The 21,705-nt window shown below is 73.3% G+C and carries 14 protein-coding genes; 6 read left to right on the forward strand and 8 right to left on the reverse strand.

Features of this window, described 5'->3' with window-relative positions; all coding sequences use genetic code 11:
- Positions 1–17 precede the first annotated feature (17 nt).
- Positions 18–1,421: a polysaccharide deacetylase family protein gene (locus tag PO879_RS15985; RefSeq protein WP_278235846.1), complete on the forward strand. Its 1,404-nt coding sequence runs from the start codon at positions 18–20 to the stop codon at positions 1,419–1,421.
- Positions 1,422–1,514: 93 nt separating this feature from the next.
- Here the strand turns inward: PO879_RS15985 and PO879_RS15990 are convergent, their stop codons facing one another.
- The 5 genes from PO879_RS15990 to PO879_RS16010 form a co-directional block, all read right to left on the reverse strand.
- Positions 1,515–3,929, reverse strand: a complete 2,415-nt coding sequence (locus tag PO879_RS15990) for an RICIN domain-containing protein (RefSeq protein WP_278235847.1) — start codon at positions 3,927–3,929, stop codon at positions 1,515–1,517.
- 121 nt (positions 3,930–4,050) lie between these two features.
- The gene (locus PO879_RS15995; protein ID WP_278235848.1) at positions 4,051–5,415 is read right to left on the reverse strand and encodes a sugar ABC transporter substrate-binding protein; all 1,365 of its coding nucleotides are present in this window, start codon (positions 5,413–5,415) and stop codon (positions 4,051–4,053) included.
- 67 nt (positions 5,416–5,482) lie between these two features.
- Positions 5,483–6,292, reverse strand: a complete 810-nt coding sequence (locus PO879_RS16000) for a carbohydrate ABC transporter permease (protein WP_278237572.1) — start codon at positions 6,290–6,292, stop codon at positions 5,483–5,485.
- A gap of 89 nt (positions 6,293–6,381) precedes the next feature.
- Positions 6,382–7,308 (reverse strand): sugar ABC transporter permease, encoded by a 927-nt coding sequence (locus PO879_RS16005; RefSeq protein ID WP_278235849.1) that lies wholly within the window; start codon positions 7,306–7,308, stop codon positions 6,382–6,384.
- The gene (locus PO879_RS16010) at positions 7,305–9,440 is read right to left on the reverse strand and encodes a beta-galactosidase (protein WP_278235850.1); all 2,136 of its coding nucleotides are present in this window, start codon (positions 9,438–9,440) and stop codon (positions 7,305–7,307) included. The genes PO879_RS16005 and PO879_RS16010 overlap by 4 nt, the downstream gene beginning before the upstream one ends.
- Positions 9,441–9,624: 184 nt before the next feature.
- Between PO879_RS16010 and PO879_RS16015 the strand changes: the two genes are divergently transcribed.
- The gene (locus tag PO879_RS16015) at positions 9,625–10,743 is read left to right on the forward strand and encodes a LacI family DNA-binding transcriptional regulator (protein ID WP_278235851.1); all 1,119 of its coding nucleotides are present in this window, start codon (positions 9,625–9,627) and stop codon (positions 10,741–10,743) included.
- Positions 10,744–10,752: 9 nt separating this feature from the next.
- Here PO879_RS16015 and PO879_RS16020 read toward each other — a convergent pair whose 3' ends face one another.
- The 3 genes from PO879_RS16020 to PO879_RS16030 are packed head-to-tail and all read right to left on the reverse strand — an operon-like array spanning position 10,753 to position 13,764.
- On the reverse strand, positions 10,753–11,598 hold the full coding sequence (locus PO879_RS16020; RefSeq protein WP_278235852.1) for an ABC transporter ATP-binding protein: 846 nt from the start codon (positions 11,596–11,598) through the stop codon (positions 10,753–10,755).
- A 7-nt stretch (positions 11,599–11,605) separates the two neighbouring features.
- Positions 11,606–12,658 carry an ABC transporter substrate-binding protein gene (locus PO879_RS16025; RefSeq protein ID WP_278235853.1) on the reverse strand — a complete coding sequence of 351 codons (1,053 nt, stop codon included), beginning with the start codon at positions 12,656–12,658 and terminating at the stop codon, positions 11,606–11,608.
- A gap of 44 nt (positions 12,659–12,702) precedes the next feature.
- Positions 12,703–13,764, reverse strand: a complete 1,062-nt coding sequence (locus PO879_RS16030; RefSeq protein WP_278235854.1) for an iron ABC transporter permease — start codon at positions 13,762–13,764, stop codon at positions 12,703–12,705.
- An 83-nt stretch (positions 13,765–13,847) separates the two neighbouring features.
- Between PO879_RS16030 and PO879_RS16035 the strand changes: the two genes are divergently transcribed.
- The 4 genes from PO879_RS16035 to PO879_RS16050 all read left to right on the forward strand — a co-directional run bounded on the left by PO879_RS16035 (position 13,848) and on the right by PO879_RS16050 (position 21,705).
- Positions 13,848–15,557, forward strand: a complete 1,710-nt coding sequence (locus tag PO879_RS16035) for an ATP-binding cassette domain-containing protein (protein ID WP_278235855.1) — start codon at positions 13,848–13,850, stop codon at positions 15,555–15,557.
- Positions 15,554–17,425, forward strand: coding sequence for an ABC transporter ATP-binding protein (locus PO879_RS16040; RefSeq protein WP_278235856.1), 1,872 nt, complete (start codon positions 15,554–15,556; stop codon positions 17,423–17,425). The genes PO879_RS16035 and PO879_RS16040 overlap by 4 nt, the downstream gene beginning before the upstream one ends.
- A 213-nt stretch (positions 17,426–17,638) precedes the next feature.
- A complete protein-coding gene (locus PO879_RS16045; protein ID WP_278235857.1) occupies positions 17,639–19,900 on the forward strand; it encodes a YcaO-like family protein in 2,262 nt (753 codons plus the stop codon).
- Positions 19,897–21,705 (forward strand): YcaO-like family protein, encoded by a 1,809-nt coding sequence (locus PO879_RS16050; RefSeq protein ID WP_278235858.1) that lies wholly within the window; start codon positions 19,897–19,899, stop codon positions 21,703–21,705. The genes PO879_RS16045 and PO879_RS16050 overlap by 4 nt, the downstream gene beginning before the upstream one ends.

The raw sequence follows: 21,705 nt of genomic DNA on the forward strand, positions 1-21,705 counted from the left end.
GGCCGGAGGATCGCCCTGTGAGCACGTCACCGGATCCTGGGGCGCCGGCACCGGCGCGCCGCCGTCGTGCCCGCTGGTGGTGGCTCGGCGGCACGCTCGTCCTGCTGCTCACCGGCGCGGCGTTCGTCGCGGCCGAGCTGGAGCACCGTGCCTGGGTCGAGGCGGTGGCGGAGTACGAGGCGGAGGTCGCCCGGGTCACCGAGGAGGCCGAGACCTCGCGCGCCCGGGCCGAGGAGGCCTACGCCGACGGTCTCGCCACGCTCACCGGGGCGATCGACCAGGCCCGACCGGTCTACCGGGCGAGCGAGGACCAGGTGGCCGACCCCGCGGTGCGGGACCCGCTCGACGACGCCCTGGCTGAGGGCCGCCGGCTCCGCGACGCCGAGGTCGCCTACCCCGTCGAGACCCGCACGGTGGAGGCGGTGACCCGGCCGAACCCGTTCTTCGCCGAGGAGCTCCCCGCGGTGACCGTCGAGGTCGTCGACGCCGCGCAGCCGGACCCGGCTGCGCTCGAGTCCGCGGCGACCGACCTCGTCACGACGGCCGACACCGTGGCGACGGCCCGCCGCGAGTGGGCCGTCGCCGAGCTGCGGCCCGCCACCGACGAGGGCCGCTACGCCCTGACAGGCCTGCGCGCGCAGGACGCGGACCTCGGCCTCGGCACCCTCGACGACGCGGTCACCGAGGCCGAGGCCGTCCTGGACGCCGGGGTGGACGCCGTCGACCCGGACGAGGCCGTCGCCTTGCGGGACACCCTGCTCGAGACGTCCGCGTCGCTGTGGCGCACCCGGCTGGACCAGATCACCGCCGAGCGCCGTGCGGCGGCGCGTGCCGACGGCGTCGACTGCCGCGTCGACCAGTGCGTCGCCCTGACCTTCGACGACGGTCCGGTCGCGGAGACCGAACGCCTGCTCCGCATCCTGGAGCGCAAGGACGCGCCCGCCACGTTCTTCATGGTCGGCGACAACGTCGCGAAGAACCCGCAGATCGCCCGGGCGGTGGCCGACGGCGGGCACCTGGTCGCGAACCACTCCTGGAGCCATCCCCAGCTCACCACGCTCGGCGACGCCGCGGTCCGGGAGGAGCTGCGCAGCACCTCCGAGGCGATCGCCGACGCCACCGGGACCACCCCGTTCCTGCTGCGGCCGCCCTACGGCGACGTCGACGGCCGGGTCCGCACGCTCGCGACCCGCACCGGGCTCGACGTCATGACCTGGAACCTCGACACGCTCGACTGGCAGACCCGCGACGCGAAGGAGACCCGTCGGGCCGTGCGGCAGCAGGTGGAGCCCGGCAGCAACGTGCTGATGCACGACATCCACGCCACCACCGTCGACGCCGTCGGCAAGATCATCAAGGACCTGCGCGACGAGGACTACGTGCTCGTCACGGCCGACCTGCTCGTCGAGGACGAGGACTGACGGCAGGGGCCGCACGGGTCCCTGCCCTCACGACCACGAGGTCCGGGCCCGTCGCGACGGACCCGGACCCGTGGCACGGCTCGTCGACGCAGGTCAGCCGCAGCTGATCGGGTCCACGGGCTCCTCGTGCGTGGTGACGACCTCGTCGCCGGCGATCTGCGCCGACGCCGTGACCGTCACGGTGCTCGCCGGGACCGACGGCTCACCCGTCGAGAACGACTGGTACGCGTGCCGGCCCGGCTCGACGTCGGTGAACGTCGTGCTGCCGGCCAGCGTGACGACCTCGACGTCGATCGCGACGTCGCCGACGTTCCGGACGCGGACCGCCACGTAGGCCGTTCCCGCCATGCACCGCGGCTTCACCGTCACCTCCGTCGGGAGCGTCGGCTCGGACACGTCACCTCCGACGACCGCCTCGTCCCAGACGACCGGGGCGTCGTCGGTCAGCACCGCGACCCGGAACGACGTGCCCGCGGCGAGGTCGCCGGGAAGGGTCACGACACCCTGCTGCGCGGCGTCGAGCTCGACCGGACCCAGGGAGGTGACGCCGGCGTCCGTGAGGACGTAGGCGTGCCCCGTCGTGTCCGCCCGCAGCGGGTCGCCCGCCGGGTCGAACCCGGCGGCGTCGAGCGGCAGCTCGGCCCCGGCGCCCTCCGGGTCGGCACCGATCAGGCTCTCCGAGCGGTGCGTGCCCGTCAGGTCCTCCCCCGTCGGGGCCAGCGGGGTCAGCTCCCACACCTGGGAGTCGTCCCCGGTGGCGTTCTGCAGCGTCACCGCGCCGGACCCCGCCGGGGCGGTCAGGTAGAGGTCGGTCGCCCCCGCCGACTGGATCCGGTAGCCCCCGTCGCCGGTCTCGACGAGGTTCCAGCTGCCCGTGTCCTGGTCGTCGACCCACTGGCCGACCCGCTGGCCCACGCTGGGGAACCCGGTCCACACCGCGGCCGCCCGCCCGCCGGACTTGTTGAGGATGGTCTCCGCGCCGTCGGGCCGCGTCATGACGTGCCAGTACTGGGTGTCGGCGGCAGCGTCCTGCGGCTCGGCGACGACGTCCGGCACGTCCGCGTTGCCGATGTTCGCGTCCGTGGTGTTGCCGCCGGTCCCGATCACCTGGCCGGAGGCGCGGTTGGTCAGCCGGTAGTAGGTCCCGTCCGAGTCGCCGAGGTCGACCTCGGCGTGCCGGACGACGGCGCCGCTCGTCGGGCCGCCCCAGACGGCCTGGAGGATGGCGACGCGTCCGGTGCCCTCGACGTACTGCAGCGCCCGGCTGTAGCCGGTGCCGATGGGTGCCTGGTGCTCCGTCCAGGTCCCGTCGCTCGCCCCGGACTCGTTGACCCAGATGTTGCCGCTGCCGAAGGAGTTGTACAGGATCCGGCCGTCGGGCAACCGCTCGAGCACCGGGCTGCCGCCCGGGGCCAGCGTGCCGGACCCCGGGGTCACCGGCAGCCCCTCGATCCCGGCACCGGCGGCCGTCCCGTCGGCGTGGAACGCGAGCGGGTCGTCGGCGATCTTGTACCGCGCGACGGTCCCGCCGCCGAAGTACTCGAACGTCATCAACCACTTGTCGTCGCTGGTCGGCACGACGTACGTCATGCCGGGCCGGCCGCCACCGATCTGCGTCTTGCCCGCCCCGCGGTCGACCGTCAGCCCCGGCGTGTCCACGACCGGGTCGCTCCACTCGGCGCTGACGCCGTCCCAGGTCCGGTGGACCAGGATCTGGCCGTGCGAGTCCGGCGCCGTGTCGTTGTCCGGGTCGACCTGCGCCACGCCCGTCGCGGGGTCGAAGCCGAGGTAGTCGTTCTCGTCGGAGTAGTAGGCGACGAGCAGACCGTCGTGCACCCTCAGCTGCGGCTCCCACACCGGGTCCACCTGCGCGAAGGTGTTGGCCGAGGAGATCCGGCCGCCGATCGCGCCGGCCGAGCCTCCCTGCCACCCGCCCCGGGCGACGATGTCGACGACGTCCCACGAGGCGCCCTCGTCGGTCGAGGCGAACAGCGCGATCGCCAGGTCGCTCCGGTCGCCGTCGTTGTCCGGCACCCACGAGGGGTCCGCGGCCTTCTGCTCGAGGAAGTAGTGGTCGTCGCCGGAGACGACGCTGGCCAGCAGCAGCGTCCCGGCCGCGAGGTCACCGACGTCCTGGGGCAGCACGTACAGGTTGGGGTTGGTCCAGTTGCTGATGTACGGGTCGTACTCGGGGTCGTCGCTCAGGTACGCGGGAGGATCGACCTCGGACAGCGGCTGCCACGACTCGCCGTGGTCGTCGCTCGCGTAGACCGGCAGGGTCTGCCCGTCGGCGCTGCCGGTCTCCGCCACGACGGTCGACCGCTCGAAGGCCATCACGAGCCGCCCCGACGGCAGCTGGACGGACTTCGGGTAGATCGCGCAGTTGCCGGTGCCCTTCAGGCACGGCTCGTCGCCCAGCTCGTAGACGGTCCCTCCGGTCGGGTCGTAACCCTGGGCCGCCAGGGCCGGGAGCCCGGCGACGGCGGCCGCGGCGAGAAGTGCGGTCACGGTCCTGACTGATCTCGTCCTGCTCATATCCCCTCCGTTGGGGTGATCGGGATCGGCGGGGCTCGTCGTCGAACCCCGGGGACCGCCCGGACCGGCGAGGAGTCCGGTCCGGGCGGAGCTCTCACTGCTCGACGGTGAAGCCCTGGGAGCTGCCGTACGAGACGAGGTTGTCCTGCCAGGCGACGAGGCCCTCGTTGAGGTCGCTCTTCTGCGTGTAGGCCTGGCCCACGGTGTCCGGGAAGACGCTGTTGGCGTAGACCTGGAACGGCAGGTACTGCCAGTCGGTCGACACGTTCTCGGACGCCTCGACGAGGACCTCGTTGATTTTCTGGCCACCGAAGTACTCCGGCGCGGCCTCGAGGAACTCCGGGTCGTTGAGGTGCGCCGTCGTGGACGGGAAGCCGCCGGACTCGAGGAACACGTCCACGCTCTCCTCGGAGCTGTTGAGCCAGCGCACGAACGCCGCCGCGAGCTCGGGGTTCTCGGACTGCTTGATGACGGCCTGCGAGCTGCCGCCGTTCTCCGCCGTGGTCGGGTCACCGTCGTAGCTCGGGATCGGGGCGACGCGCCACTTGCCGGCGCCCTCGGGCACGGAGCCCTCGAGGATGCCCGGCATCCAGGCCCCGGTGACGATCGTGGCGAGCGTGTCGTTGCCCAGCGCCTTCCACCAGTCGTCCGACCACGTGGGGATGTCGGCCAGCAGGCCCGGCTCGAGCATCTGGTTCCACATGTCGGCCCAGCGCTGGGAGCCCTCGTCCTGCAGGTCGATGCTCACGGTCGTGCCGTCGACGGTGTACGGGTGACCGCCGGCCTGCCAGATGAGCGGCTGGACGAAGCCGGGGTCCCCGGCGTCGTTGGTGATGTACGTCGACGGGTCGGCCTCGTGCAGCGTCTCGGCGGCGGCCACGTACTCGTCCCAGGTGGTCGGCACCTCGATGCCGTGCTCGTCGAAGAGGTCCTGGTTGTACATCAGGACGAGCGGGCCGGAGTCCTGCGGCAGGCCGTACAGGCCGCCCTCGACGCTGACCTGCGCCCAGGTCGAGGCCGTGTACTGGTCCTCGAGGCTGCCGAGCCCCAGGGTGTTCAGGTCCACGAGGCTGTCGGAGATCGCGAACTGCTGCAGGGCGTAGTACTCGATCTGCGCCACGTCGGGGGCTCCCGAGCCGGCCGCGATGGCGTTCTGGAGCTTGGTGTACTCGTCCGTCGCGGTGCCGGCGTTGACCACCTCGACCGTGACGTTCGGGTACTGCTCCATGAACGCGGCGGCCTGGTCCTCGCCGGACGGCGTCCACGTCCAGTAGGTCAGCTCGCCACCCTCCTCGAGGGCGGCGTCGAGGTCGGCCGCGGCCTCGGGGTCGGGCTCGGAGGATCCGGCGTCGGCCCCCGTCTCGGCTCCACCGCAGGCGCTGAGCAGGCCTGCTGCGAGGAGGCCGACGGCGACGGCGGCGGAGGCTCGACGAGCCTGTGGACGGATGGTGGTGCGCATGGTTGCTCCTTGGTCACTTCGTCGTGCCGGACGCCGACGGTGGCGCCCGCTGTGGTCGTGCTGAGGTCTACTGCTTGACGCTCCCGGCGCTCAGGCCGGACTGCCAGAAGCGCTGCAGGAAGAGGAAGACGGCGATGATCGGCACGATCGCGACGAGCGAGCCGGTGATCACCAGGTTGAAGATGGGCTCCGCCGCGACGCCGGCGGCCTGCGAGCTCCACTGGTTGAGCCCCACCGTCAGCGGGAACCACTGCGGGTCGCTGAGCATGATCAGGGGCAGGAAGTAGTTGTTCCAGGTCGCCACGATGGTGAACAGCGCCACCGTCACGATGCCCGGCGTGAGCAGCCGGATCGAGACGGTGAAGAACGTCCGCATCTCGGTGGCGCCGTCGAGCCGGGCCGCCTCGAGCAGCTCGGTCGGGACCGAGTCGATGGTGTAGACCCAGATCAGGTAGAGGCCGAACGGGCTGATCAGCGACGGGATGATGATCGACCAGGGCGTGTTGGTCAGCCCCAGCTGGCTGAACAGCAGGAACGTCGGCACCGCGAGCGCCGTGCCGGGCACGGCCACGGCTCCGAGCACGACGGCGAAGTAGGCGCTGCGCCCGGGGAACCGGAACTTCGCGAGCCCGTAGCCGGCCAACGTGGCCAGCAGGGTCGCCCCGCCGGCGCCGACGACGACGTACAGCAGCGTGTTCCCGAGCCAGCGGAGGTAGATCCCGTCGTCGTAGGTGAACGTCGCCACGACGTTGTCCCACAGCGCGAACGAGCTGCCGAACGCCAGGCCGAACGACGAGAAAAGGTCGCCCTGCGTCTTCGTGGCGTTGATGAACAGCCACACCAGCGGCACCAGTGCGTAGAACAGGAACAGGATCATGACCAGGGTCAGGGCCGTGGACTTCGGCGGCCGGGTGACCGAGAAGGCCCGACGGCGGACCCGGGGGTTGATCGTGCGTGACCGGACCATCAGCGGTCCTCCTTCCGGGAACCGCGCAGCTGCACCACGTAGGCGATAGCCGCGGTGATGACGCCCATGATGATGGCGACGGTGGCGGAGTAGTTGTACTGCTGGCCGGCGAAGGACAGCGAGTAGGCGTACATGTTCGGGGTGTACGAGCTGGTGATGACGTTGTTGGCCAACGGCTGCAGCACGTTCGGCTCGTTGAAGAGCTGGAAGCTGCCGATGATCGAGAAGATCGTGGCGATGACGATCGCTCCGCGGGCCGCGGGGAGCTTGATGGCCTTGATGACCTGCCAGCCCCGGGCCCCGTCGATCTCGGCCGCCTCGTAGAGGTCCGTGGGGATCGTCTTGAGCGCCGAGTAGAAGATCACCATGTTGTAGCCGACGAACTCCCAGGTCACGATGTTGCCGATCGAGACGAGCATCCACTGCGGGGCGAACGGCGCCAGCACGTCGCTGCCGAGCCAGTCGTTGATGCTCGCGGTGAGGCCGAAGTTGTCGCCGTAGATGAAGCCCCACATGAGCACGGCGACGACGGCGGGTACGGCGTACGGCAGGAAGATCACGATGCGGAAGAACCCGGTCGCGTACAGCCGTGCGCTGTCGATCGCGAGGGCGGCCGCGAGGGCGAGCAGCAGCATGATCGGGACCTGCACGAGCAGGAACAGGAAGACACGCCCGAAGCCCGCCCAGAAGGCCGGGTCGTTGAACGCCAGGACGTAGTTGTCGAGGCCGACGAACGCGTTGCCGCCGACGAGCTGGTTCTGGAAGAGGCTGAGCCACAGGGCGTAGAGCAGCGGCGCGATGAACGCGACGACGAACACGGCGGCGAACGGCCAGGTGAACTGCCAACCGGTCCAGCGACGCTTCGGTGTGCGGATCTCCTGGGTGACCCGTGCCGGGGTCACCCTCGGGGGGGTGAGCGTGGTCATCGGACGTCTCCCGGGTGGTGCGGCTGGTCGGAGGGACCGTCGGAGACGAAGACCCGGCAGCCCCACGGCTCGAGGTCCAGCTCCTTGCCGGCCGGGTAGCGCGTGCCGCCGACCGGTTCGACGACGTCCTCGTCGAGCACGACGGCGGTCCGGTCCCAGCTCCAGTTGAAGGCGAAACGGACCCGCCGCCCGTCCCGCACCGTTCCCGACGCGACGGTGACCGGCAGCGTCGCGGTCGTGGCGCCGTCGTCCGGTCGCGGGTCGACGAGCTCGACGACGGCGCGTGCCAGGTCGCGGCCGGGCACGCAGCCCACCGTCGTCACGCGGCCGGCGCCGTGCTCGTGGGTGGTCACGGCGGCGAAGTCGCCGAACCGGGGGTGCGCGTACGTCGCGAGCGTCGTCGCGCCGTCGGGCCGCAGGCACTCGACCCAGTACCGGCCGATCGCCGAGAGCGGGAGGGGGAGCTCGTCGGACCCGATGACGGTGACCTCGTCCTCCAGGTTCGAGAACTCCTCGTAGGAGGCGCCGGCGGCGGCCGCGAGCCCCGGCGGGGCGACGTCGACCCGGGCCCGGGCCTCGTCGTCGGCGTACCCGGTGCGCACGCCGAGCACGAGGTGGCCGCCGTGCTCGGCGTACTCGCGCAGGAAGGCCAGCTCGGCGTCGGTCGTGACGTACAGGCCGGCGGCGACCAGCACGGGGAACCGGCGCGCCATCTCGGCCGCGCCGCGCTCGAGGGCCTGCTCCAGGTGCAGCACCCGGGCCTGGCGGCCGGTCTCGACGACGGCGGCGTGGAAGGCGTCGAAGACGTGCTCGAACGACTCGTCGTCCGGCGTGCCGCCGATCGTGAAGGGCGGCATGTACTGCAACGCGTACCGGCTCGGGTTCGACCACAGCACCGCGACGTCGGCGTCCGGCTCGTAGCCGTCGAGCAGCGGCGAGATCTCGCGCAGCTCGGCGCCGATCTCGGACACCTCGTCGTAGACGCGCCCGGGGACGAGGCTGTGCGGGAGCACACCGCCCCAGTAGGTCTCGGCCCCGTAGGGCAGCGTGTGCCAGTGCCAGTACTCGATCATCGCGGCACCGCGGGAGACGAACGCCATCGCGGCCTGCTTGAGCTGGCCCGGGTAGGGCGGGAAGTTGGTCGACGCGTCGTCGATGGCCTGGGCGTTGGTCTCGGTGACGAGGTAGCGGTCCTGCTGGGAGGAGTAGAGCCGGTCGGCCTGCCGGAAGAGCCCGGCGACACCGGTGGTGGTCCAGTAGTTCGGCGCGGACTTCTCCACCGAGGCGTCGAGCCGGTCCTGCATCCCGTAGTACGGGTTGCCGGCGGTGACGTCGAGCGAGGTGAAGAGCCCGCGGTCGTCGAGGCCCCGGCGCGGGTACTGCAGGCACGTGGTGACGAACTGCTCGGGCCGGGCGTACTCGCGGACGATGCCCGCCTGCCAGGCGATGAACTCCGAGGTCTGCTCGGCCTGGAACCGTCGCCACGCCAGGTCGTACTGGGGGAACGAGTTGCCGTCGGGCCGCCACAGCTCGCTCCAGTCCGCGAGGCGGTGCGACCAGTAGGTCAGTCCCCACTCGCGGTTGAGCGTCCCGACGTCGCCGTACTGCCGCTTGAGCGACCGGACGAACCGCGTGAACACGCTGTGGTTGTGGAAGAGCTCCAGGCCCGGCTCGTTGTCCACCTGGTAGCCGATCACGGCCGGGTGGTCGGCGTACCGCGCGGTGATGCGGCGGACGATCCGCTCGGCGTAGTGGCGGAACGTCGGGTTGGTGTAGTCGACCTCCTGCCGGGCGCCCCACGGGATGGGCTCGCCGGTGCGGCGCTCCCCCGCGATCTCGGGGTGCGCCGTCTGCAGCCACGGCGGGACCGCGTAGGTCGGCGTCCCGAGCACGACGGCGATCCCCCGCTCGTGCGCGGCGTCCAGCACCGGGGCCAGCCACTCGAGGTCGAACCGGCCGTCCTCCGGCTCCCAGGTGGACCAGACCGACTCGCCGACACGGATCACGGTGATCGACGCCTGCACCATGAGGTCGAGGTCCTCGATCATCCGGTCGCGCTGGTGGTACTCGGGGTAGTAGGCGACGCCGAACAGCGCTCCGGTCGGGAGCGAGGGCGCGGGGCGTGGGTCCATCGGTCAGGTACTCCGTTGTCTGTGCTGCAGTCGGCGGTGACGTACGAGCGACTCTAGGGCCTGATGTTGTCGGCAACATAGCGTCGTTATCGGATTGTTGCCGGTAACATGGCGGTGAGTCAACCCGTCTCCGCGCCAGAGCTACTCTGGCTGGATCGATCTCGAGCACGCCGAAGGAGCGTCGATGGACCCGCACACGACGGTGGACGACGCTCCGACCGGCGACGACGTCGGCGGCGAGCTGCCCGGACGCCCCCGGCGGCCCGCGCTGTCGACCCTGCAGCGGGCCTCCGCGCCGGGCAGCGACAAGCCCCCCACGATCTACGACGTCGCCAAGGCGGCCGGCGTCTCGCACCAGACGGTGACCCGCTACCTGCGCGGGTACGAGGGCATCCGTCCGGCGACCCGGGAGCGCGTCGTCGCGGCGCTGGAGGAGCTCGACTACCGGCCCAACCTCACGGCACGGTCACTGACGACGGGCCGCTCCCACCGCATCGGCGCCCTCACCCACGAGATCGACAAGCACGGGCCGAGCAACATCGCCCAGGGTGCCGCCGCCGCGGCCCGCCGAGCCGGGTACGTGCTGGACATCTTCACGCTGGACATGAGTGATCCGCGCTCGATCCGGGACACGCTCAAGATGCTCCGGCAGCACGACCTCGCCGGCATCCTGGCGCTGACCTCGACCGACGAGATGACGCGTGCCATCGAGGCGGCCAAGTTCACCGTGCCCGTCTATCTCGGCGGCGAGCCGGACGAGACCCCCACCGAGCACTCCGAGCTCACCGGGATCGGCTTCCCCGCCCTCGTCGACCACCTGGCCGGGCTGGGCCACCGGTCGTTCCTGCACATCGCCGGACCCGCCACCTGGCCGGCCGCGCGCAACCGCACCCAGGCCTACGAGGACGCCGTCGCCGCGCGGGGGCTGCGGTCCGCCGGCGTCCTGCCCGGGGACTGGACCGCCCGGTCCGGGCACGACGCCGTCGCCGCCCTCGGGGAGGATCTCGGCGCGACCGCCATCGTGGCGGCCAACGACCAGATGGCGCTGGGCGCGATGCTCGCCCTGCGCCGACGGGGCCTCTCCGTCCCCGGCGACGTCAGCGTCACCGGCGTCGACGACATCCCCGACGCCGCCTACTTCGCCCCGCCCCTGACCACGCTCCGGGTCGACTTCGCGGCCCAGGGCCGCAACATCGTCGACGGGCTCCTCGCCCAGATCGACGGGCGGCCCCCCGTGCGGTCCATCACCCCGCACTCCGAGCTCGTGGTCCGGGAGTCCACAGGACCGGTACCCGCGGCCTGAGCCTGCCGCTCAGCGCGCGCCGCGGCGCTCCGGGAGGTCCCCGGTGGTCGGGCGTCGGGCGTGCATGTCGAGAGGTGGACGAGGCCCCGGTCCTCGCCCTCGGGCATCGACACCGAAGACCAGCTGCGGCACCCCCTCGACGTCCAGTCGTCGCACCGCGATCTCGTACACCGGCTCGAGCACCTCGGGGACCAGCACCTCGGCGGGGACACCCGCCGCGACCACGTGGCCCTCGGAGAGCAGCACCAGCTCGTCGCAGTAGCGGGCCGCGAGGTTGAGGTCGTGCAGCACCGTGATGGTGGTCAGGGGCAGACCGTGCACCAGCGACAGGATCTCGTGCTGGTAGCGCACGTCGAGGTGGTTCGTCGGCTCGTCCAGGAGCAGGTGGCTGGAGCCCTGGGCCAGCGCCCGCGCGACGAGGACGCGTTGACGCTCCCCGCCGGAGAGGCCGTCGACCTGCCGGTGCGCCAGGTGGGTGACGCCGGTGCGTGTCATGGCCCCCTGGGCGGCGTGCTCGTCCTCGGGCCGGTAGCGGCTCCAGCCGGACCGGCGCCCCGACCGCCCGAGCAGCACCGACTCCCGGACGGTCAGGGGCATGCCGCTCGGCTCCTCCTGCGCGACGACGGCGATCCGGTCGGCGCGCTGCCGCGGCGTCAGGTCGCGGACCAGGTCGTCGTCGACGGTGACCGTCCCCTCGCCGGGGACGGCACCCAGGACGGCGCGCAGCATCGTCGACTTCCCGGACCCGTTGGGCCCGATCAGGCCGAGCGTGCGCCCGTCGGCCGCCACGAGGTCCGCGACCGCCACGGCGACCGTCCGGCCGTACCGGACGGTCAGCCGTCGCGTCGTGATCATGAGCGCCTCACTCCTCCAGCGCGCCGGTGCCCTCGAGCACGGCATCCAGACCGCGGATCGCACCGGGGTCCGGGGCGAGGTCGGCCGCCGGGACGCCGATGATCCGGTCCTGCTGCACGGCGGCGAGCTCCTCGGCGCCCGGCTCGTCCATGAACGTGGCCACGGCGTCCTCGTAGCTCTCGCCGTAGAGGCCGTAGGCGAGCACGATCACGTCCGGGTCGGCGTCGAGCAGCGTCTCGACGTTGGCCTCGAGGTAGACCGACGGCTCGTCGCCGTAGGTGTTCTCGAAGCCCGCCCGGGCGAGCACGTCGTCGGCGATGCCCTGGCCGCCGCGGGCCGACATCGTGGCGTCCTCGGAGAAGTAGTAGACGACGGCGGCGGTCTCGTCGGAAACCGCCTCGCCGTCGGGCCGTTCCCCGGCCGCCGCGGTCAGATCGTCGAGCTCGGTGCGCAGCGCGGCGACGTTCTCGGCCGCCTCGGCGTGGGTGTCGAAGATGGTGCCGAGACGCTCCACGTCGGCGAAGATCGCGTCGAAGTCGGTCTTGTCCGTCAGCGCGGCGTCGTGGCTGCACTCGCCGTCGATGACCACGTTCGTCAGGCCGGCCGCCTCGACGTCCTCCACGGCCGCGTTGAACAGTCCGTACCCCACGATGATGTCCGCCTCGGCGCCGACGATCACCTCGATGGTCGGGTCGAACGGGTCGAGGACAGGGGCATCGGTGGGCGGGTTCGTCAGGTCGGGCGGCAGGTCGGCGCCGAACTCGCCGGCGCGGGCCACGATCCGGTCCGAGGCGCCGGCGGCGTCGAGCAGCGCGACGGCGGACGTCCCGATGGACAGCACGGACTCCGGCTCGGCCGGGACCTCGAGCTCCTCCCCGCAGTTCTGGACGGTCACCGGGTACGCGGTGCCGGCGTCGTCCGCAGGCTCCGAGGACGCAGCGGTGGACTCCGCGGCGGTCCCGGACGAGGCGTCGGCGTCCGCGGAGCAGGCGGCGAGGGTGGCGAGGGCGAGCACGCCGAACGCGGCGGTGCCGCGGCGGCGGAGGGTCGCAGGGGACATGGTGGAAGATCTCCGTCTCTGGCTGGGTGGAGGTGGGTGGTCCCTCAGCGGGTGAGGGACCGTCGGACGAGTGCGACGAGCAGCGGGGTGCCGATCAGTGCGGTGAGGATGCCGAGCGGCAGCTCACGGGGGGCGAAGGCTGTGCGTGCCAGCACGTCGGCGCTCACGAGCAGCAGGGCGCCGAGCAGGGCGGACACGGGCAGGACGATGCGGTGGCTCCCGCCGACCAGGCGGCGGGCGATGTGCGGGACCACCAGACCGACGAACCCGATGAGCCCGGACACGGAGACGGCGACGGCGACGACCAGGCTGACGACGACGACGGCGGCCGACCGGAAGCGGGTCGGTTCGGTGCCCAGCGCCAGCGCGGTGTCGTCACCGATGGCGAGCGCGTCGAGGCGTCGTGCCCAGGCGATGAACACCACCGCGGCGACGAGGACCGCCGCGACGGCCAGCGGCACGGACGACCAGCGGGACTGGGCCAGCGAGCCGAGCGTCCAGAACATGACGGCACGGGCGCCCTCGCGGGAGTCGCTGGCGAACACCAGGAAGTTCGTCAAGGCGGTCAGCGCGAAGCCCACGGCGATCCCGGCGAAGACGAGCCGCGAGACGATCAACCGGCCGCCGATGCGCGCCACGGACAGCACGAGGACGATCGCGAGCAGAGCGCCGACGAACGCGCTGCCGGTCGGGGCGAGCACGCCGCCGCCCACGCCGAACAGGATGCTGGCGGCCGCCCCGACCGAAGCGCCGGAGGAGATGCCGAGCAGGTAGGGGTCGGCGAGCGGGTTGCGCACGAGCGCCTGGATCACGACGCCCGCCAGGGCCAGCGCGGCGCCGACGGTCGCGCCGAGGATCACTCGAGGCAGCCGGATCAGCCACACGATCGAGTCGTCGGTGGCGCTGACGGCCTCGGGATCGGCCAGCCCCAGGCGACCGAGGACGACGTCGGTGACCACGGACGGCGTGATCGCCACCGGGCCGATCCCGACGGCGACGACGGACGTGCCGAGCAGGACGACACCGAGAGCTCCGAGGAGGAGGGCGTGCCGCCGGCGCGTCACGCCGGGGGACACCGCCGCCGGGCGGTCGATCGTCGCTACCACTGGCACCCGTCCCGGTCGATCGTGTACAAAGGGTTCATTCCCAATGTTGGGAATGATTCTCACTCTCACGATAGCAGGTGTCCGTGATCCATCTCCGCCTCCTCCGGCTCACGCGGTCCTCGGCCTCGGGCCAGGCCTGGTGCGTCGCCGTCGGGCTGGTCCTCAGCGCCCTGGCGATCACCCAGGCGATCGCCATGTCCCGGCTCTTCGCCGGGATCCTCGACGGCGCCGACCTGACCGCGCTGGCCAGCCCGTTCGCGCTGCTGGCGGCCGCCCTGCTGCTCCGCCCCGCCGCGACCGCGCTGCGAGAGCTCACCGCGCACGCCGTCGCGGGCCGGATGAAGCGCGACCTGCGGGCCGGACTGCTCGACGCCGACGCCGCCCGCGGACCCTTCGCCCGCGCCACGGAGAACCTCGGCGGACGGCACTCCCAGCTCGTCGACGGCGTGGAGAACCTCGAGCCCTACGTCACCCGCTACGTCCCCCAGGTCGTGGTCACCACGGTCACGGCCGTCGTCACCGTCGCCCTCCTCGTGGCCGTCGACCCGGTGGTCGGCCTCGCTGCCGGGCTCACCGCAGCGCTGGTCCCCCTGCTGCCCCGGCTGTGGGACCGCGCGCTGCGGTCGCGCGGCGACGAGCACTGGGACGCCTACGCCGGCATGCACGCCGACGTCGTGGACTCGATGCGCGGCATGGAGACGCTCAAGCTGCTCGGTGCGGCCGGCCGACGCCGCGAGCACCTGGTCACCGCGAGCGCCCGGCTGCTGCACTCGACGCTGCGCCAGCTCCGGCTCTCCCTGGTCGAGTCGGGGCTGACGGGCTTCCTGCTCGTGGCGGGCCCCGCCCTGGTGCTGGCCGTCGGTGTCCTGCGCGTCGACGCCGGTGCGATGGCCGCACCCGCCCTGTTCACCGTGACCCTCGTCGGCTTCGAGGTCTTCCGGCCGTTCCGCGACCTCGCCAACCACTGGCACGCCGGCTACCTGGGCGTCTCGGCCGGCTCCCGGCTGCTGGAACGGCTCGCGGAACCCGACGACACCGAGCCTCCGGCGGCAGCCGGGACCGCACCTGGCGACCCGGCGGTCGCCGTCGCGCTCGACCACGTCCGCGCGCGCTACCCCGGGGCGGAGCGCCCTGCCGTCGAGGACCTCACCCTGCACGTGACCACCGGCAGCGTGACGGCCGTGGTCGGCCCCTCCGGCGCCGGCAAGTCGACCGTCGCCAACCTGGTGCTCGGGCTGCTGCCGCCCGAGACCGGGACGGTCGCGGTCCGAGCCGCCGACGGCGTCCCCCCGGTCACCCTCGTCTCCCAGGAGCCCGTGCTCTTCGCCGGCACCCTGCGGGAGAACCTGGCGCTCGTCGCCCCCGGGGCGTCCGACGCCGAGCTCGTCGACGCCCTGGACCGCGCCCAGGCCCCGGAGCTGGCCGGGGCGGACGGCGCCGGCCTGGACGCCGAGGTCGGCGAGGGCGGCACCCTGCTCTCCGGCGGCCAACGCCAGCGGGTCGCGGTCGCGCGCGCGCTGCTTCGCCGATCCCCCGTCCTCGTGCTCGACGAGGCGTCCTCCGCCCTCGATGCCGACCGCGAGCGCCGGCTGCTCACCGCCCTGCGCACCGGCGCCGACGCCCCGACGCTGCTGATCATCGGCCACCGGCTCAGCGCGGTGCGCGACGCCGACCGGATCGTCGTCGTCGACTCCGGCCGCGTCGTCGAGGCGGGCACCTGGGACCAGCTCCTCGCGCTCGACGGCACGTTCGCCCGGCTGCACGCCGCCCAGACCGAGGAGATCCCGGCATGAGCACCACGACACCCACCAGCAGCCTGCTGCGCCCCGTCCTGCGCCTGCTCGGCGAGGTGCGCGAGGAACGCTCGCTGTTCTGGCGCTCCACGGCTGCCATGACCGGCTTCCAGCTCGCCACCGCGGCCGCCGCCGGGATCAGCACGGCCGTCGCCGCCCTCGTGACGTCGTCGGACACCTCGCTCGTGGGTGTCCTGCTGCTGTCCCTCGCCGCCGCCGTCATCGCCGTCGCCGTGTTCACCTGGATCGAGTCGTGGCTGAGTCACGTCCTCGCCTACCGGGTCATCGACGCCCTGCGGGTGCGTGTCTACGACGCGGTCGAGCGGATCGTCCCGGCCCGGTCGGGACGGCGCCGTGCCGGCGAGGTGGCCGGCACGGCCATGAACGACGTCGAGGTCCTCGAGTGGTTCTACGCCCACACCCTCGGCGCCGGGGTCAACGCCGTGCTGTCCCCCCTGCTCGTCTCGGTCGCGCTCGTGGCCATGGTCGGGCCTCGGGGCCTGATCGTCACCGCCGGCGTCGCGCTGCTGATGGGCGTGCCGTGGCTGTTCGCCGGCCTGCAGCAACGCCAGGGTGCGGCCATCCGGCGCGAGCTCGGCACCCTGCAGGCCGTCGCCCTCGAAGGCTCCCAGGCCCGCCGTGAGCTCGCCGCGCTCGACCTCACCGCCCACCACCGCTCCCAGGTGCTCTCCGGCACCGACGCCGTGCAGTCCGCCAAGCGGCGGTTCGCGCTGCGGGCCGCCGGGGAGTCGGCGCTCGCCGACCTGGTCGTGGCCGCCACGAGCCTGCTGTTCCTCGCGTCCCTGGTGCAGGGCGCCCTGGCCGGGACCGTGGATCCCGTCCTCATCCCGCCGGCGACGGTGCTGGTGGCCGCCGCGGTGACCCCGGCGGCCGGCGCCTTCGCGATGGTCCAGCGGCTCGGCGAGATGTCGGCGGCGGCCCAGCGCGTCCTCGACCTCGTCGACGCCGGCGACCGGGCCGACCAGGCCGGGCACGCGGGGGCCGCAGGGGACGCGAGCGGGTCGGGGCCGGACGACGCACCGCGGCCCGGCGCCGGTGCGCCCGGCCCCGTGGCGCCGTCGTCCCGCGGCCACCTGCGCCTCGAGGCCGTGACCTTCGCCTACGACGACGGGCCCCGCGTGCTCGACGGGCTCGACCTCGAGGTGCACCCCGGCGAGCAGGTCGCCCTGGTGGGTGCCTCCGGTGCCGGCAAGTCCACGCTCGCCCGGCTGCTCACCCGACTGTGGACCCCGCAGGCCGGCCGGATCCTGCTCGACGGCGCCGAGACCGGCTCCCTGGACGCCGACGACCTGCGGCGGCGGGTCGCGATGGTGTCGCAGCACCCGTTCGTCTTCCGCGGCACCGTCCGCAGCAACCTGCTGCTCGCCGCCCCCGAGGCCGACGACGCCGCCCTGTGGCGGGCGCTGGAGGACGCCGGGCTCGCCGCGACGATCCGCGCCCGCCCCGACGGGATCGACACCCCGGTGGGTGACCGCGGGGCGACGCTGTCCGGCGGGCAGCGCCAGCGGCTGTCCGTCGCGCAGGCGCTGCTGCGCGACCCGGCGGTCCTCGTCCTGGACGAGGCCTCCGCCCACCTCGACGCGGTGGGTGAGCAGGACCTCGCGGACACGGTCGCGCGATGGGGCCGCACCACGGTGGTGATCGCCCACCGCGTCTCGACGATCCGGCGCGCCGAGCGGGTGGTGCTGCTGGCCGACGGACGCATCGTCGCCGACGGCACCCACGCGGACCTGCTGCGCACCTCCCCCGACTACCGGCGTCTGCTCGACCTGTCCCCAGGTCGGGGCGCCGGTGTCCCGGAACCGGTCGGTGTGGCCGGTTTCGACCCGAGATACAGGAAGGAGTGAGCACCCATGACGACGATCACCCTCGTCGAGGTGGCGACGGAGCGGTCCGAGGACCAGATCCTGGCCCCGAACGCGAACAACCACGGTCACGTCTCGACCGCCTTCGCCTGGTCGTGACCAGGCAGCGGGTGCTCCCGGCCGCCTGGTCCTGATCAGGCAGCCGGGGGCACCCGCCCCACCGCCTCCCCGCTCGCCGCCCGAAAGGACCCGCCCGTGCCGACCCCCTCGCTCACCCTCACGCCCCGTGTGGAGGTCCGTCCGCTCGCGGCGGGCCGCAGCATCGTCACCACGCCGGTCGGCACGTCGTTCGTCCTCGACGTGCCCGCCGAGCGGGTGCTGCAGATCCTCGACGCGTGGACCACCGGGCAGGCGAGCCCGGCCCTGCCCGACGGGTGGGACGAGGCCGCGGCCGTGCTGCGCGACGTCCTGGACCGCGACGGCGCGTTCACCCCGAGCGCCGCGTCCGGCCCCGATCTCGGCGAGGCCGCGCCGTCGTACGACGACAGCGACGCGACCGCGGCGCGACCTGGGGACCTGCTGCTCACCGGCGACCCCGGCGTGGTGACGGCGCTGCAGGCGGTCGCCCGGACCGCTGTGGCCCGGACCGCCTACCCGGACGTCGCCGTCCGGGCCGTGCCCGCCGACGACTGGCAGCGGGTGGTCCACCGCGCCTTCCGCACCGGCGAGCTGCTCGTCTACGCGGTGCGGGGCGGCGACGACGCGACGCTCGTCGCCCTGGACCGGCTCTGCGCGGACGCCCGCACCCCGTGGGTGGCGCTCGAGGTGAGCCGGTCGGCCGTCTGGCTGGGACCGTTCGTCACCCCCGGCGTCGGCGCGAGCTACGAGGACCTGGCCGACCGACGTACCGCCGCGGCGTTCGACGCCGAGGCGCACCGGGCGCTGCGCTCCCCCGCCGTCCGCGGCGACGCCGGCGCTCCGCCGCGGCACCTCGCCGACGCGCTGCGCACCGCCCTCGAGCTGCTCTCGGGCGCGGAGTCCGCCGACGCGGACGCGGAGCGCCCCGGGGATCTCGTGTGGGAGATCGCCGCCGACGGCAGCGCGCGCACCCACCCGGTGCTGCCGCTGCCCACGCGGATCCTCAGCGGCTCGAGGCCCCACACCCCCGACGACCTCGTCGACCCGCTGACCGGACTGGTCCAGCGCACCCGCGACGTCACCCATCACCCCAGCATCCCGCCCGCCCTGGCGACCGCCCAGAGCGACGTGTGCAACATGCGGCGCGTGTCGCGGTGGGCCAACAACACCTCTTGCCAGGGCTCGGCGTTCGGCGACCCGGCCCAGGCCCGCGCCAGCGCCGTCGGCGAGGCCGCCGAACGGTACTGCGGGAACCTGCTCGACACCCTGCCGGTGACCGTCGGGAGCTTCGCGGAACTGCGCCGCCGCGGCACCCGCGTGCTGGACCCCGCCGAGCTGGTGCTGTACTCCGACCAGCAGTACGACACCCCGGGCTTCCCGTTCGTCCCGATGACGCCCGACCTGGAGATGCACTGGGTTCCGGGCCGGTCGCTCACCACGGGCGAGGATCTGCTCGTGCCCGCCAGCATGGTGTACGTCAACTGGTTCACGGCCGGGTACTCGGCCGCCCCCGTGACGAACTTCTGCCCGTTCGCCGGGATCGCCGCCGGTCCCACGCTCGACTACGCCGTCACCTCCGCGCTGGAGGAGATCATCGAGCGGCACGTGACCATGGTGTGGTGGCTCAACGCCCACCCGTTCGACGCCACCGATCCCGGAGACCTGGCCCGCGTCTGGGAACACGTCCCGGCCGAGCACGGACAGCGTCCCAGCCTGATCATGCTGGACAACGAGTTCGGCGTGCCGGTCGCGGCGGGCGTGCTGCACAACGACGTCGAGAATCTGGTCAACGTCGGTTTCGCCTGCCGGAACACCCCCGAGGCAGCCGCGGCCAAGGCCTGGACCGAGGCCTGCACCCTGCAGGAGGGAAGCCGCGACCTGCTGCGCGCGGACGGCGCGCACTGGGACGCGATGCAGCGCGGCGAGCTCAACAGCCGATCCTTCAAGCCGTGGCGGGCCGACCGCCGCTACCTCGACTCCTACCGCGCGGACATGCGCGACTGCGACGACCTCATGGTCCAGCAGCAGGTGCACCTGGACCCGCGCGCCGTGGCCCGGGTAGCTCCCCTCCTGGACCGGCCCGTCACCCGCACCTTCGCCGACACGCCCTCGCTGCCCGAGCGGACCCCGGACGTGTACCGGGCGGCACTGGAGGCCGCCGGGCACGAGGTGATCGTCGTCGACATCACCTCCCCGGACGTCGCCTCCACCGGGATGCGCGTCGTCCGGGCCGTCGTACCCGGCACCGTCGGCAACGCCCCCTCGGCCTTCCCGTTCCTGGGCCGACGTCGGGTGCAGGACCTGGCGGTCGAGCTCGGATGGCGCACGACGGCGCTGCCCGAGGACGGCCTCAACCACTTCCCGATCCCGCACGCATGAGGCTGACGGTCCACCGGCTGGGCGACGACCGCGTCCTGGTGTGCCGGAACGACGGACGGCGCTGGGTGCTCGACGTCGGCGCTGACGAACTGGACGGCGATGCGGCGCGCTCCACGCTGAACACGCTGGCCGCCCCTGACGGCAGCTCGCCGGTTTCCGAGCCGCCTCCGGGCCCCGAGGTCGTGGCGGCGAGCCAGCAGGGGCTGGCGCAGGCCGCGGTCGCGCTGGACCACGAGGAGCCGGGCGACGCTGAGTGCGCAGTCGACCACGTGGTGCGCTGGCCCTTCGCCGGCTCGACCTATCGGATCCGCCTGACCGCCGGCCGGGCGGTCGAGCTGGCCGACACGATCTCAGCGCTGCTGCGGGCCACGATCCCCGACCCGGAGCAGGCCAGAGCACTCGTCGAGGAGCCGGTGGCGATCGTCGCGGGCCGGACGACGGGTGCTGCCTCGTCTCCGGACCGACGCGATCCCGGCCCGGCCGGGGGCGTCCTGGAACGGTGGACCGACGGCGCGTGGCATCCGCACGCCGTCGACCCGCCCGCCGTCGTCGACCCGGTCACCGGGCTCCTGCACCGCGTGGCGCGCCGCCCCGCCGATCCGCGTGTTCCGCGGCCCTTCGTCCACCGGCACGCCGAGCTGCCGCACCTCGCGAGCGTCGACCCACGGTGGCAGCCCGACCTGCTCGCACCCGCCGGCTCGCTCGGCGACGACGCCGGCCTGGCCGCCGTGCTCTCGGGCCTGGCGCACCTGTGCGGCGCACCCCTGGGCCAGGGTGAGCTGCGCCCCGCCTCCACCGCCGAGCTGACCGCCGCCGGCGAGAGGGTGCTGACCCTCGCTGAGTGGCGCCCGCACGATCCTGCTCTCGACGACCTGGCGGGCTTCCCGTTCACGCGCCCCGAACCCGACGACACCCAGTGGTGGCTGCGGGGGACGGAGCACCTCGACGGCGGTACGGCGTCGTGCTGGGTGCCGTTCAGCCTGGTGCACGCGGGCTACCTCGCCGCCGGCCTCGACGGACAGGTGCCCACCAACGGGCACAACCTGGTCGGCCTCGAGGCCGGTCGCGACCCGAGCGAGGCGCTCGACCGGGCCTCCGGACGTCTGCTGGCCCAGGACGCCGTCGCCCGGTGGTGGCACGACTCCACGGATCCGCTCCCGTCCGCCGACGTCCCGCCGGGCCTCCGCGGCGACGGTGCCGCCGTCACCGTGCGGGTGCTGGCCGTGCCGTCGCCGCACGGGGTGCCGGTCCGGCTCGCGGTGGCCGACGACGCCGGCGACGGGGTCGTCGCGCTCGGCTACGGGTGCGCCGCCGACCCGGCCGCTGCCGCCGAGCAGGCGGTGTGCGAGGCGTTGATCCAGCACGCCTCGGCACGCGACCTGGCCGGCGCCGACAGCCTGATCCGGCGAGCACCGGAGCTCGGCAACGGCGGAGTCGCCGGACTGGCCCCGTACGACCCCGACCGACGCTACGGCGAGGCGTTCGCCGACCGGCGGCGCCTGATCGACCCGATGTGCCACGTCCAGTACGGACTGGACCCGGCCGTGGTCGCGCAGGTACGGCAGCGGACCGCGAGCGCCGCCGACACAGCCGGTGACGCGGTGGCCGCGGGAGTCGCGGGGTCGCCGTTCGCGCGGCTGCGCTCCACGCCGGGACGCGCGGTCACCGTCGACGTGACCACCCCGCGCGTGCGGGCCGCCGGCTACAGCGTGCAACGGGTACTCGCCACCGGGCTGCGGCGCCTGACGGTGGCCGCCTTCCCGCAGCACGTCGACGATGGGCGGTCGCCCTACCCTGGCTGGTGA

The sequence above is a fragment of the Isoptericola sp. AK164 genome (assembly GCF_029643425.1).
GTDB lineage: Bacteria > Actinomycetota > Actinomycetes > Actinomycetales > Cellulomonadaceae > Isoptericola > Isoptericola haloaureus.